The sequence below is a fragment of the Micromonospora sp. NPDC047527 genome, from assembly GCF_040643015.1.
Taxonomy (GTDB): domain Bacteria; phylum Actinomycetota; class Actinomycetes; order Mycobacteriales; family Micromonosporaceae; genus Micromonospora.
In genome coordinates this window covers 119,420-132,268 of sequence record NZ_JBEYTK010000011.1, presented here as the reverse complement: position 1 = coordinate 132,268, position 12,849 = coordinate 119,420, and the positions used below count along the sequence as shown (strand labels likewise).

The window sequence follows — 12,849 nt, the reverse complement described above, 5'->3', positions numbered from 1 at the left end:
CAACCAGGCTCGGGAGCGCTGTCAACGGTCCGGGCAGGGCGAAAGTTCAGGAAGGATACTGGGGGTCCGACCGTCCTGTCGTCGTCGGCAGGACCAGCTCATCCGTCCGGCCGATGTCGGCGAGCTCCGCCGCGTCACCGAAGCGGCCCAGCGCCACCAGAGCCGCACCGGTGGCGCCGACCTCGGGGTTGCGTTGGTGCGACACCGGTCGCGGCGCGAGCGTGGTGGCGAACGCCTGGCGCCACCACACCGAGGCAGCCACCGCGCCACCGCCCAGCACCACGTCGACCGGACTGTCGATCGTGGACTCCAACACCGCGAGGTCGTCGGCGACCAGCTCACAGAGCCCTTGCATGAGGCCGGCCAGGATGTCCACCGCTGTGGTGCTGAAGCTCAGCCCACGCAGCTCGCCCGTGCCGGCCGGTGCGAGCCCGGGCGCCCGGTCGCCGCCGAAGCGCGGATCGGTCGGCCGACCACCGCCGGGCGGCACCAGCGCCAGCGCCGCGTCCAGCTCGTCGCCCCGCGGCAACCTCAACTCCCGGTCGGCCCAGGCGAACAGGTTGCCGCCGCTGGAGTACGCCGCCCCGGTCACCACGTGGTCGTGGTCAACCCGGTAACGCCAGAGCCGTTCGGGCAGCCGGGGCATGGGCTCGCCGGCCGGGATCCGCTGCATCAGGCGTACGGCGGCGGAGGTGCCGACGGTGATCGCGGCCCGGCTCGGGTCGACGCAGCCCGAGCCGACGTTCGACGCCCCGCCGTCGCCGACCGGCGGTGACCAGCGGGCCTCGGTCAGTTGCGGCCAGCGTCGAGCCCAGTCGGGCCGGAGTCGGCCGTGCCAGCTCAGCTCCACCAGGGACGGCAGCTCACCGGGTCGCGCGCCGGCCATCGTCAGCGCCTCCTCGTCCCAGCGCAGGCTGCCCAGGTCCAGCAGGCCGGTGCCGGAGGCCTGGGAGACCGACATGGGTGCCGCCTCCAGCAGCTCGCCCAGGACGTACTCGGGCAGGCCGACGAACCGGCTGATCGAGGTGCCGGAATGCTCCCGCAGCCAGGGCAGGCGCACCGACCAGTAGGAGCGGTGCCACCAGCAGCCGGTGCGCTGGTGGAAGTCGTCCGGGTCGGTCGGGCCCGCTGCGCCGTCGGCCGGCGTCGGTCGCGTGTCGAGCCAGGTCACCACCGGGCCGAGCGGGCTGCCGTCGCGGCCCAGCGGAAGCACCGAGTGCCACTGCGCCGAGATCGCCACCAGGTGTACGTCCCGCAGGTGCCCCGCCTCGGCCAGCTCGTCCAGGCACTCGACGAGCAGGCTCAGGTAGTCGGGCCCGGACAGCGTGCCGGTGCCGTCGTCGCCGAGGGCGAGGGCGACCTTCCGCCGAGCCAGCGCGCCGGGCAGCGGTTGGGCATCGCTGCCCAGCACCAGCCCGCGTACCGATGAGGTGCCCAGGTCGAGCGCGAGAATGTTCATCGCCGGTCAAGTTACCCGCTGCCGGCCGGGCGGGAACGGCGGTCCGGCCGGGCACACCGGTAGGGCCGAACGGGTTCCAGGCCCGCCCGTGACCGCGTAGGGTGGTCGCATGCTCGCGCACCTGACCTGCTGGTGGCCCGCCAACCTGGCGGCCACCCCCCGCGCGTAGCTTCAATCACGCGGCCGCCATCGAGGCGGCCGCCGGAACTCCCGGCCCGGATGGCCGCCCCCGCTGGCGGCGCCCGGCCTACGGAGATTCTGATGACCCACCTGACCGACCTGCTCGCCGCCGTCACCAGCGGTGCCGACCCCGGCCCCTTCGCGCTGGTGCGCCGCGAGGGCGCCGACGAGCTGGAGCTGTTCACCGGTCCGGTCGGCACCGTCGACCGGCTGGCGGACATCCCGCTGCCGCCCGGTACGCCCGGTGCGCGGACGCTTGCCGTGGTGCCGTACCGGCAGATCGCCGAACGCGGCTTCGCCTGCGTCGACGACGGCGCTCCGCTGGAGTGCCTCCAGGTCCGCGAGCACCGGCGGATCCCCCTGGCCGAGGCGCTGGCCGCGCTGCCCGACGAGCCGGTCCGCACCATGGACGCCGCGTTCGACGTCACCGACGACGAGTACGCCCAGATCGTGCAACGGGTGCTCGCCGAGGAGATCGGCCGGGGCGAGGGCGCCAACTTCGTCATCCACCGCACCCTGCACGCCACCGTGCAGGGTGCGCCGCTGGTGGCCGCGCTCGCCGCGCTGCGCCGGCTGCTGGTCGCCGAACGCGGCGCGTACTGGACGTTCGTGGTGCACACCGGCACCCGGACCCTGGTCGGCGCCAGCCCGGAACGGCACGTCAGCGTCGACGACGGGCTCGTGATGATGAACCCGATCAGCGGCACCTTCCGGCCTGACGGCGGCGCACCGGACACCGCGGCGCTGCTGCGTTTCCTCGCCGACCCCAAGGAGGTCGAGGAGCTGTACATGGTGCTCGACGAGGAACTGAAGATGATGGCCACCGTCGCCGAGCACGGCGGCCAGGTGATCGGCCCGTACCTCAAGGAGATGTCGCACCTGGCGCACACCGAGTATCTGCTGGCCGGGCGGGGCACCCGCGACGTGCGGGAGGTGCTGCGGGAGACGATGTTCGCGCCGACCGTCACGGGCAGCCCGATGGAGAACGCCTGCCGGGTGATCGCGCGGCACGAGGGTCGCGGCCGGGGCTACTACGCGGGGGTGTTGGCCCTGCTCGGCCACGACGAGGCAGGCCAGCAGACGCTGGACGCGCCGATCCTGATCCGGACCGCCGAGATCTCGCCCACCGGACGGCTGCGGGTGCCGGTCGGCGCGACCCTGGTCCGGCACTCGACGGCGGCCGGCGAGGTGGCCGAGACGCACGCCAAGGCGGCCGGGGTGCTGGCCGCGCTCGGTCTCGGCCCGGCGGCGCCCGTCGGCGACCGCGGGCCCGTCGCGCGACTGGCCGACGATCCGGCGGTACGCGCCGCGCTCGCCGCGCGCAACGCGCCGCTGGCCCGGTTCTGGCTGGACCAGCGGGCGCCGGACGCGCCAGGGCTGCCCGGTCTGGCGGGCCGCCGGGCGTTGATCGTCGACGCCGAGGACACCTTCACCGGCATGCTGGCCCACCAACTGGGCGCGTTGGGTCTCGCGGTTACGCTGCGGCCGTGGCATGCCGTGGGGCCGGTCGACACCTACGACCTGGTGGTGGCCGGGCCGGGGCCGGGTGACCCGGGCAGCCCGGACGAGCCGAAGATGGTGGCGTTGCGGGGGTTGCTGGCCGGGCTGCTGGCGAGCGGGCGGCCGACCCTCGCGGTCTGCCTGGGGCACCAGGTGCTGGCCGGGCTGTTGGGCCTGCCGCTGCACCGCCGCCAGGCGCCCTATCAGGGGTTGCAGCGGGAGGTGTCGCTGTTCGGCCAGACCCGCCGGGTGGGTTTCTACTCGACGTTCACCGCCCGTGCCGACATCGACCACCTGGACACCGCGTACGGGACGGTGGAGTTGGCCCGGGAGGCCAGCGACGGCGCCGTGCACGCCCTGCGCGGGCGCGGCTTCGCCGGGGTGCAGTTCCACCCGGAGTCGGTGCTCAGCCCGGACGGGCTCGCCGTGCTGGCCGAGCTACTGGCCGACCTGCTGCCGGCTGCCCCGGCGGGCATAGCCACCACCGTACGGGGGTAGGGCTGCGGGGGCCGGTGGTGCGAGCGGGCTGAGAGCCCCCGCCCGCGCCACCGGTCTCCCGCCACGGCTGCGCGGCCCCGCCGGTGTCACCGGGTCAGCCCGCCATGCCCTGCTTCAACGCCGCGCCGATCAGCACCGCCCGGCGGGCGGTGAGAGCGCAGGCGCCCAGCGCCACCGCGTCCGGGGCGATCTCACCGTTGTTGCTGGTGTGCGAGGCGCCGTACGGGTTGCCGGCGATGAACTGGCTGGAGTCGGTGTACCCGGGGGCGACCACGACCCCACCCCAGTGGTAGAAGACGTTGAAGAGCGAGGTCAGCGTGGTCTCCTGCCCGCCGTGCGAGGTCGCCGTGGAGGTGAAGGCGGAGTAGACCTTGTTGGCAAGCGCGCCCTGCGCCCAGAGCGGTCCGGTGGTGTCGATGAACTGCTTCAACTGGGCGGCGACCATGCCGTACCGGGTCGGCGCACCCATGATCACCACGTCGGCCCAGGACAGGTCGTCGATCATCGCCTCGGGCACGTCCTGGGTCTCCAGGTGGTGCGCCTGCCAGCCGGAGTTGGAGCGGATCGCCTCGTCCGGTGCCAGCTCCCGCACCTTGCGCAGGCGCACCTCGGCACCGGCTTCCCCGGCGGCCTCGCACGCGGCCTGCGCCATCTGGTACGTGATGCCGGTGGCGCTGTAGTAGATCACCGCTACCTTCGTCTGGGCAGCCATCAGATGTGTCTCCTTCGTCGCGGATCAACTCCCGCGACTACCCCTGCTTTCCCGAGACAAACGAGGTCCCGGCCCATCGGGCCTCCAGGCTCCGCTGGTCAGTGGACCAGCGCCGCCATCAGCCGGTCCAGCTCGGCCGCCGGGTCGGCCGTGAGCCCGGTGTGCACCGGCCCGGTCTGGATCATCGTGCTGCGGGGTGCGGCAAGCCAGTGGAACCGTTCGCCGAGCCGCATCCGGGTCGCCGGCCCGTCACCGGAGCAGGTCCGGTCCCAGGAGCCGAGCACCGCGGCCACGGCCGGCAGGTCGACGTCGGGGGCCAACGCGCGGACCCGGTCGGCGTCCAGGTGCGTCCGCGCGGCCAGGAAGTCGCGCTGCTGGCAGTAGAGCAGCACCCCGACGTTGATCTGCTCGCCGCGCTCGATGCGCGGCACCAGCCGGATGACGGCGTACTCGAAGGGGTGTCTCACGCGCCGCTCCCCGCCGGTAGCCAGTCCGCCGTACGGGCGACCCGGCGCGACAGGTGCGCCACGTACGCCTCCCGAGCCACGTCGGCCGAGTCGAAGTCGGCCGCGGTCAGCCACTCCGGGGGCACCAGCGCCAGCACCTCGGCGAGCAGATCCGGGGTGACCCGGGGCGCCAGCTCGGCGTCGGCCTCGGCGACCCGGTCGGCGTACGGCGCCAGCACGTGATCCTCGGCCCGGTAGGGCCGGTGCACGGCGGCTTCGGCCGTTGGCCAGTTGTGGTGGAAGTACAGCGCGGCGCCATGGTCGATCAGCCACAGCTCCCGGTGCCAGATCAGCAGGTTCGGGTTGCGCCAGCTCCGGTCGACGTTCTGCACGTACGCGTCGAACCAGAGCACCCGGGAGGCCAGCAGCGGGTCCACGGGGTGCGCGACCGGGTCGAAGCCCAACGCGCCGGGGAGGAAGTCCATCCCCAGGTTGGCGCCGCCACTGTTGCGCAGCAGCTCCTGCACCTCCTGGTCGGGCTCGGCCCGCCCGATCACCGGGTCGACGTCGAGGACCACCAGTGACGGGACCCGCAGTTCCAACCGGCGGGCCAGCTCGCCGCAGATCACCTCGGCGACGAGCGCCTTCGGGCCCTGCCCGGCCCCTCGGAACTTCGCCACGTACGTGCCGAGGTCGTCGGCCTCCACCACGCCCGGCAGCGAGCCACCCTCGCGCAGCGGGGTGACGTAACGGATCGCGGCGACCTGACGGAGCACGCCGCCCACCCTACTGTGACGGCCGCTCGGCCACCCGAGGTGCCGTCAGTCGAGCTTGTCGCGCAGGTCGTCGACCTGCTGCTGAAGGCGGTTCACCGCGCCCTCGTTGTTGACGAAGGTGGTGATGCCCGCGGCGAGGCCCAGACCGATCAGCACCGCCAGGATGCTCAGCACGAGGCCGCCGATGGCCACTCCCCGACCGGTCACCCCGGGCCGCCGGCTCATCTTCAGGCCGACGATGCCGAGGATGACGCCGATGATGCCGAGGATCAGCCCGATCCAGGCGAGGATCGCGGTCAGCACGCTGAGCAGGCCAGCCACCCCGAAGACCAGGGCGAAGGTGGCGGCGGCGCTGGTCTTGGCGTTGGTGGACGCGGGCGCCCGATGTGTCCGGGACCCGGCCGGTGCGCCGGCACCCCGGGCCGGCTCGCTTGCGGCAGTCATGGGACTCCCCTCCGTACGCGCGGTGCGCGTACTTCCGGCGGGCGCATTCCCACTGCTTCGGCCGCTAAGCCCTCGTCGCTGACCTTCGCGAGGCCAGTGGGTGGCACGCGGGTGTCGGTGGGTGGGCCTAGGCTGCGCCCGAAGACCGAGAGGGGTGCGATGACAGCCGACCTCAGCGCGGCCGACGCGCTGGCGCTGCGGATGACCAGCCTGCTGCTGCGCCCGCATCCGAGCACCCGACCCGGCTCCGTCGCCGAGGTGGTCGAGTGGTTCGGCGCGATGCAGGCACAGGACCTGGCCAGCGGCCTGTGGTCGCTGGGTGCCCGACTGCCGGGCCACACCATGGTCGACGTGCAGGCAGCCCTGGAGCGCCGCGAGGCCCTGCGCACCTGGCCGATGCGCGGCACCGTGCACCTCGTCCCACCCGCCGACGCCCGCTGGATGCTGGAGCTCACCGGCACCCGCTCGCTGGCCGGCGCGGCGACCCGCCGGGCCCAGCTGGGGCTCACCGAGGACGAGACGGAGCGGGCCGTTGACGTCCTCGGCACCGCGTTGGCCGGCGGCGGCCGGCTCACCCGGGCGCAGTGCCTGGCGACCCTCCGCGCGGCCGGCGTGGCGACCGACGGCCAGCGGGGATACCACCTTCTCTGGTACGCGAGTGTGCGCGGGGTGACCTGCGTGGCACCGAACGTCGGCACCGAGCAGACCTTCGCCCTGCTCGACGAGTGGGCACCCGAGCCACGCCGACCGGAGCGGGACGAGGCGCTGGCCCTGCTCGCCCACCGCTACGTTCGCGGGCACGGGCCGGTCACCGACCGCGAGTTCGCCGGCTGGAGTGGCCTCACCCTGACCGACGCGCGGCGCGGCCTTGCCGCCGCCGACGGGCTGAGCACGGTACGCGTCGACGGCGAGCCGATGTACGTCGACGCGGCGCTGGTCGACACCCCACTCAGCCCGGTCGACGACATGCTCGTGCTGCCCGGCTTCGACGAATACCTGCTCGGCTACCGGGACCGCACCCTGATGCTCGATCCCGCGCACCAGGCGGCCGTGGTGCCGGGCAACAACGGCGTCTTCCAGGCCACCGTGGTGCGCGCCGGCCGGGTGGTGGGCGTCTGGAAGCGCAAGGTCGGCCGGGCTGCGGTCACCATCACGATCCAACCGCTGACGGCTCTCGACGCCGCCGCGCAGGCCCGGGTGGAGCAGGCGCTGGGCCGGTACGCGGGCTTCCTCGGGCTGCCTCCCCGCTTCGACTGGCGGCCCTGACCGCCGCTCGCCGCGAACACGTCGACGACGGGGCCGGCAGGTTCCCCCGCCGGCCCCACCACGATGGACACTCCTATTCGGCCAGGGCGCCGGCCGCCCGACCCTCGTGCAGGGTGAGGTTGCGACCGTTGGACGGGTCGAACAGGTGGATCTTCTCCAGGTTGAACCAGACCCGGTGCGACTGCCCCTCGGCGACCGCCGACTCGGCGGACAGCCGGGTCACCAGGTTGCCGCCGGCACCGGCGAAGTCGGCCGCGCCCGCGTCGGCGGCCAACTCCTCCAGCTCGGCGGCGGTGGCCTTCTCACCCTCGACGGTGAAGTAGACGTACTTGTCCGAGCCCATCGACTCGACGATGTCCACCGGCGCCTCGAACTCCAGGCCCCGGCGGCGGGTGTCGTCGTCGACCAGTGCGGCGTCCTCGAAGTGCTCGGGGCGGATGCCGAGGATCAGCTCGCGCGGCGCGTCGGCCGCCTCCAGCTCGCGGCGTACCCGGTCGCCGAGCGGCACGTCGCCCAGTGCGGTGTGCAGCCCGCCGTCCCGCACGGCGGCGTGCAGGAAGTTCATCGACGGCGAGCCGATGAAGCCGGCCACGAAGAGGTTGCGCGGGTGGTCGTAGAGCTCCTGCGGCGGCCCGACCTGCTGCACCGCTCCCCCGCGCATGATCACGACCCGGTCGCCGAGGGTCATCGCCTCGGTCTGGTCGTGGGTGACGTAGACGGTGGTGGTGCCGAGCTGCTTCTGCAACCGGGACACCACCGTACGCATCTGCACCCGCAGCTTGGCGTCGAGGTTGGACAGCGGCTCGTCCATCAGGAACGCCTTCGGCTGGCGGACGATCGCCCGGCCCATCGCCACCCGCTGCCGCTGCCCGCCGGAGAGGTTGGCCGGCTTGCGGTCCAGCAGCGGGGTCAACTCCAGCACCTTCGCCGCCTCGTCGACCTTGGAGTTGATCGTCTCCTTGTCGAGCTTCGCCAGCCGCAGCGGGAACGCCATGTTCTCCCGCACGGTCATGTTCGGATACAGCGCGTACGACTGGAACACCATGGCGATGTCCCGGTCCCGGGGGGCCTTGTCGTTGACCCGCTGGCCGGCGATGCGCAGCTCACCGGAGCTGATGTCCTCCAGGCCCGCGATCATGTTGAGGGTGGTGGACTTGCCGCAGCCCGAGGGTCCGACCAGGATCACGAACTCGCCGTCGGCGATCTCCAGGTCGACGTCCTGCACGGCGACGGTCCCGTCCGGGAAACTCTTGCTCACCTTGTCGAGCACGATGTCAGCCATGACTACTCACCTATCCCTTGACTGCGCCGGAGGTCAGACCGGACACGATGCGGCGCTGGAAGAAGAGGACGAACAGGATGATCGGAACGGTGATCACCACGGCGGCGGCGCAGATCGCCCCGGTGGGGTCCTCGAACTGCGACTCGCCGGTGAAGAACGACAGGGCGACCGGCACCGTACGGGCGCGTTCGGTGGAGGTCAGCGTGATCGCGAACAGGAAGTCGTTCCAGCAGAAGATGAAGACCAGGATCGCCGTGGTGAACAGGCCGGGCGCGGCCAGCGGGGCGATGACCCGCCGGAACGCCTGCGCCTGGGTGGCGCCGTCCATCTTCGCCGCCTTCTCCAGATCCCACGGGATCTGCTTGAAGAACGCCGACAACGTGTAGATCGCCAGCGGCAGCGCGAACGTGATGTACGGCAGGATCAGCCCGGGCCAGGTGTCGAAGAGGCCGAGTTGCCGCTCGATCTCGAACAGCGGCGACACCAGCGACACCTGCGGGAACATGGCGATCAGCAGCGAGACGCCGACCAGCAGCTTCTTGCCTGGGAAGTCCAGCCGGCTGATCGCGTACGCGGCCATCGCGCCGAGCACCACGGCGATCAGCGTGGCGATCAGGGCGATGCCGATGGAGTTCACCAGCGCCCGGACGAACTGGTCGGTGTCGAAGATCGACTTGTAGTTGTCCAGCGTCCACTCGCGCGGAATGAACTTGCCGTCGGTCAGGGTGGCCGGCGTCTTGAACGACAGCGACGCGATCCACAGCACCGGGACCAGCGCGAAGACGATCACGAGGACGTCGAGCAGGCCCCAACGCAGCTTCGCCCGGGTGGTGGTTGCGGTACCGGTGGCCATGTCAGCGCCTCTCCCCGTCGTCGCTGCCCGGGGCAGCGGTGCCGAACAGCTTCACGAAGACGAACGCGATGATCGCCACGGTGATGAAGATCAGCACCGACATCGTCGAGCCGATGCCGAGGTTCAGACCCCGGATCAGGTTGTTGTAGGCGAGCATCGACACCGACGAGGTCTCATTGCCGCCGGCGGTCAACACGAAGATGTTGTCGAAGACCCGGAACGCGTCCAGGGTGCGGAACAGCAGCGCCACGAGGATCGCCGGCTTCATCACCGGCAGCATCACCTTGGTGAACCGCTGCCACGCGGTCGCGCCGTCGGTGGAGGCGGCCTTGAGCAGGTCCTCCGGCACCAGCGCCAACCCGGCCATCAGCAGCAGCGCCATGAACGGGGTGGTCTTCCAGATCTCCGCCAGCATGATGATCGCCAGGGAACTGGCCCGCTCGGTCAGTGGAGCCCCGTCGCTGAACAGGTTGGCCAGGTAGCCGGTGCCGGGCGTCCAGGCGTACCGCCAGGAGAACGCCGCGACCACGGTGACGATCCCGTACGGGATGAGCGCCGAGGTCCGCACCAGGCCACGGCCGACCAGGGTGCGGTGCATGATGATCGCCAGCCCCATGCCGAGCACCAGCTCGACGGCCACGGTGACCACCGTGATCAGCATGGTCACCCCGAACGCGGTCCACCAGAACTCGTTGGTGAGCACGGTGACGTAGTTCTCCAGGCCGATGAACTCGCGCTGGTCGGGGAAGCGCAGGTCGAAGCGCTGCAACGACAGCCAGACCGAATAGATGATCGGGTACGCGGTCACCGCGACCATGACAAACGCGGCGGGCGCGCAGAGCAACCAACCGAGCTTGCGTTCGGCCTTCTTGTTCTCGCTCAGTGGCGGCTTACGGCGGCCGGCGCGCTGAGCGGGCACGGTGGGCCGCTGGCCGTCGGTCTGCTCGGGAGTTTCCGTGCTGGCGGGCCGGCTCATGGCAGGACGCCCTTCGAGTCGAGGGCATCGGAGATGGCGTCGCGCAGCTCGTCGGCCGTCTGTTGCGGGTCGATCGCCGACGGCGGCGACAGGATCGCCGACATCACGGTGGAGATGCTCTGGTAGGCCGGGGTCAGCGGGCGGGTCGCCGGCTCCTTCAGCTCCTCCAGGATGGTGTCCTTCATCGGGTACGCCTCGACCATCTCCGGATCGTCGAAGACCGCCTCGATGGTCGGTGGCACCCCGTCGTTGATGGCGGAGAACTTCTGGTGCTCGGGGCTGCGCAGGCACCGGGCCGCCTCGAATGACAACTCCGGGTGCTTGGAGTACGAGCTGACGGCCAGGTTGAACCCGCCGATGGTGACCCGACTCGGGGTGTTCTCGTCGATGCCGGGCATCCGCGCCCAGCCGACCTGCTTGGCCAGCTCCGGGTTGGCCTCCTGGAGCGCCGGATAGACGAACGGCCAGTTGACCTGGAAGGCGCCGTTGCCGGACTGGAACTCCAGCCGGACCGGGTCCTCGGTGGCGTTGCTGAAGGACGGCGACGTCACGCCGGACGTGGCGAGGCGTCGCAACTGCTCCAGCGCCCGCACGGTGCCCTCGTCCATCACGGCCTGCTTGCCGTCGTCGCTGAGGATCTTTCCGCCGGCGCTCTCGGCCATCGTGTTGTAGAGCACGACCAGACCCTCGTACTGGGCGCCCATGGTGAGCACCTGGTGGGGCTTGCCCTGGTCCTTGAGCTGCTGGGCCGCATCGATCATCTGATCCCAGGTCGTCGGCGGCTGCGGCACCAGGTCCTTGCGGTACCAGAGCAGCTGGACGTTGGTGTTCTTCGGCGCGGCGTACAGCTTGTCCTCGTAGCGGGCGGTGTCCAGCGGCCCGGCGAGGGTGCCCTGCTCGACCTCGGCCTTGTCCTGGCCGGTCCACTCACGGATCCACTTGGCGCTGGCGAACTCCTGGGTCCAGGTGACGTCCAGCCCGAGCACGTCCATGCCGCTGTCCTCGGCGGCCAGCCGTCGCACCATCTGCACCCGCTGGTCATCGGCCTGCCGGGGCAGCACCCGGTAGGCGATCTTGTACCGCCCCTGCGCCTGCGCGTTGCAGTCGTCGACGACCTTCTGCAGGTTCTGCTCGGGCGAGTAGTACAGGTTGATCGTCGGTGGGCCACCATCGTCACCGGAACCGCAGGCGGCCAGCGGCGCGACCAGCGCCAGCGCGGCTGCCGCCGCTCCGAGCCGAACAATCGGCCGACGCCGCCGCCGGGCCGTTTCGGGGTCCGTCATCGCCCTCCCCCTCTCTTCGGCGAAAGACCGGGGAGGGGCATCCGCGCCCCGGTGCACGGCGAGACTTCCGAGCCCTGGAGCTGCGGAAACGCCCCGACTCGGATGCTCTGTGCGGCTACACTGCCCCACCCGCGAAGTCACGAAACCTGCCTGCGCGCTGCCGTTGCACCGACCCGGCCGGATGAGTGAGGGCACCGCAGTATGACAGGCGTAAGCTGCGCGTATGACAGAGCCGCAGCGTCGCTTCACGATCTCCGTCCCCCCGGATGTGAGTCAGATCCTGGAGAGCCAGGGCCACCGCATGGCCAGCGCTTACGTCACCGAGTCGGTGCGCCGCCGCAGGCGGGTGGAGCAGCACAAGGAGTTGTTGCTCGCGGCCGGCATTCACGTCACTGAGCAGGGTGTCGCCGAGGCTCGGGCCCGCCGCCTGGGTGTGGAAGCCGAGTGGCCCCCGGAGCGGTTCGAAGCCGAACGCGCCAAGATCCGCGCCGCCATGGAGGCCGAGATAAACGGCGATGACACTGCTCCCCGCGCTGACGCCGGATGACCTCGGAGACGAAGCCTCCAGTCCGGCTGATCCTGGACCGGTCAGCTCTGCTGGGATACGCGGTCCTCCGGACGGTGCACGTGGGCGAGCCCGTCCACGAGGTGATTGAGGACGGGGTGCGGTTCGGTGTGCCGGTGGTGGCAGCCGCCGAAGCGCTGAACATGGCGACCGGCAAGGACCTGGCCCTGCTGCACCAACTACTGGCCCTGCCCGCCTGCGCACTGCTGCCGGAGCGGGCGCAGGACCTGCCGGAGCTGACCTTTTGGCAGCGCAGGACCCACCGCTTCGACCTGGCCGCTGCCGCCGTGGCGGGTCTGACCCACGACGCCGCGGTGCTCACCGGCGAGGGGCCCGGGTACTCCGAAGGGGTGCCGCTGATCCACTTCCCCGGATGAACTCCGGTGTGCCGCACGAGGAGGGGTACGAGCGGAGTCAGCCCCGGGCCCGCGCCCAGGAGAGGAAGCGCTCGGTCATCCGGGCCGGCGGGTGGTCGGGGTGGAGCTGGGTGAGCTGGTTCGTCGCCTCATGCATCAGGGTGCCGAGGTAGATCAGCAGCGCCGTCCGGCTGCCCCGGTACTCGGTCAACAGTGCGAGCATCACCGCCACCGCATCGCGTGCTGGTGGTCG

At 71.5% G+C, this 12,849-nt stretch carries 14 protein-coding genes; 4 read left to right on the top strand and 10 right to left on the bottom strand.

Going from position 1 to position 12,849, the window contains the following annotated elements; translation table 11 throughout:
- Nucleotides 1-46: 46 nt before the first annotated feature.
- Nucleotides 47-1,459, bottom strand: a complete 1,413-nt coding sequence (locus ABZ808_RS29245; RefSeq protein WP_357012562.1) for an FGGY family carbohydrate kinase — start codon at nucleotides 1,457-1,459, stop codon at nucleotides 47-49.
- Between the two features lie 261 nt (nucleotides 1,460-1,720).
- On the opposite strand from ABZ808_RS29245, the gene ABZ808_RS29240 reads away from it, so the two are divergent.
- The gene (locus ABZ808_RS29240; protein ID WP_357012561.1) at nucleotides 1,721-3,637 is read left to right on the top strand and encodes an anthranilate synthase family protein; all 1,917 of its coding nucleotides are present in this window, start codon (nucleotides 1,721-1,723) and stop codon (nucleotides 3,635-3,637) included.
- Between the two features lie 94 nt (nucleotides 3,638-3,731).
- Here the strand turns inward: ABZ808_RS29240 and wrbA are convergent, their stop codons facing one another.
- The 4 genes from wrbA to ABZ808_RS29220 all read right to left on the bottom strand — a co-directional run bounded on the left by wrbA (nucleotide 3,732) and on the right by ABZ808_RS29220 (nucleotide 6,015).
- Complete coding sequence (gene wrbA, locus ABZ808_RS29235) at nucleotides 3,732-4,349, bottom strand: NAD(P)H:quinone oxidoreductase (RefSeq protein ID WP_357012559.1); 618 nt, start codon at nucleotides 4,347-4,349, stop codon at nucleotides 3,732-3,734.
- Between the two features lie 98 nt (nucleotides 4,350-4,447).
- The gene (locus tag ABZ808_RS29230; protein WP_357012557.1) at nucleotides 4,448-4,816 is read right to left on the bottom strand and encodes a DUF3037 domain-containing protein; all 369 of its coding nucleotides are present in this window, start codon (nucleotides 4,814-4,816) and stop codon (nucleotides 4,448-4,450) included.
- On the bottom strand, nucleotides 4,813-5,571 hold the full coding sequence (locus ABZ808_RS29225) for a HipA family kinase (RefSeq protein WP_357012556.1): 759 nt from the start codon (nucleotides 5,569-5,571) through the stop codon (nucleotides 4,813-4,815). Before ABZ808_RS29225 ends, ABZ808_RS29230 begins: the two co-directional genes overlap by 4 nt.
- A gap of 45 nt (nucleotides 5,572-5,616) precedes the next feature.
- Nucleotides 5,617-6,015: a DUF4190 domain-containing protein gene (locus tag ABZ808_RS29220; RefSeq protein ID WP_357012555.1), complete on the bottom strand. Its 399-nt coding sequence runs from the start codon at nucleotides 6,013-6,015 to the stop codon at nucleotides 5,617-5,619.
- Nucleotides 6,016-6,174: 159 nt separating this feature from the next.
- Here ABZ808_RS29220 and ABZ808_RS29215 point away from each other — a divergent pair, with 159 nt between their 5' ends.
- A complete protein-coding gene (locus tag ABZ808_RS29215; RefSeq protein WP_357012554.1) occupies nucleotides 6,175-7,281 on the top strand; it encodes a winged helix DNA-binding domain-containing protein in 1,107 nt (368 codons plus the stop codon).
- A gap of 73 nt (nucleotides 7,282-7,354) precedes the next feature.
- Here the strand turns inward: ABZ808_RS29215 and ugpC are convergent, their stop codons facing one another.
- The 4 genes from ugpC to ABZ808_RS29195 are packed head-to-tail and all read right to left on the bottom strand — an operon-like array spanning nucleotide 7,355 to nucleotide 11,675.
- On the bottom strand, nucleotides 7,355-8,563 hold the full coding sequence (gene ugpC, locus ABZ808_RS29210; protein WP_357012553.1) for a sn-glycerol-3-phosphate ABC transporter ATP-binding protein UgpC: 1,209 nt from the start codon (nucleotides 8,561-8,563) through the stop codon (nucleotides 7,355-7,357).
- A gap of 10 nt (nucleotides 8,564-8,573) precedes the next feature.
- Nucleotides 8,574-9,416 carry a carbohydrate ABC transporter permease gene (locus ABZ808_RS29205; protein ID WP_357012552.1) on the bottom strand — a complete coding sequence of 281 codons (843 nt, stop codon included), beginning with the start codon at nucleotides 9,414-9,416 and terminating at the stop codon, nucleotides 8,574-8,576.
- A 1-nt stretch (nucleotide 9,417) separates the two neighbouring features.
- Complete coding sequence (locus ABZ808_RS29200) at nucleotides 9,418-10,392, bottom strand: sugar ABC transporter permease (RefSeq protein ID WP_357012551.1); 975 nt, start codon at nucleotides 10,390-10,392, stop codon at nucleotides 9,418-9,420.
- Entirely contained in the window at nucleotides 10,389-11,675 is a 1,287-nt protein-coding gene (locus ABZ808_RS29195) for an ABC transporter substrate-binding protein (protein ID WP_357012550.1), read from the bottom strand. The genes ABZ808_RS29200 and ABZ808_RS29195 overlap by 4 nt, the downstream gene beginning before the upstream one ends.
- A gap of 223 nt (nucleotides 11,676-11,898) precedes the next feature.
- Between ABZ808_RS29195 and ABZ808_RS29190 the strand changes: the two genes are divergently transcribed.
- Both ABZ808_RS29190 and ABZ808_RS29185 read left to right on the top strand, forming a co-directional pair.
- Entirely contained in the window at nucleotides 11,899-12,222 is a 324-nt protein-coding gene (locus tag ABZ808_RS29190) for a hypothetical protein (RefSeq protein ID WP_357012549.1), read from the top strand.
- Entirely contained in the window at nucleotides 12,219-12,617 is a 399-nt protein-coding gene (locus ABZ808_RS29185) for a hypothetical protein (RefSeq protein WP_357012548.1), read from the top strand. The genes ABZ808_RS29190 and ABZ808_RS29185 overlap by 4 nt, the downstream gene beginning before the upstream one ends.
- Before the next feature lie 37 nt (nucleotides 12,618-12,654).
- On the opposite strand, the gene ABZ808_RS29180 is transcribed toward ABZ808_RS29185, so the two are convergent.
- A complete protein-coding gene (locus tag ABZ808_RS29180) occupies nucleotides 12,655-12,819 on the bottom strand; it encodes a hypothetical protein (protein WP_357012547.1) in 165 nt (54 codons plus the stop codon).
- Between the last annotated feature and the right edge of the window lie 30 nt (nucleotides 12,820-12,849).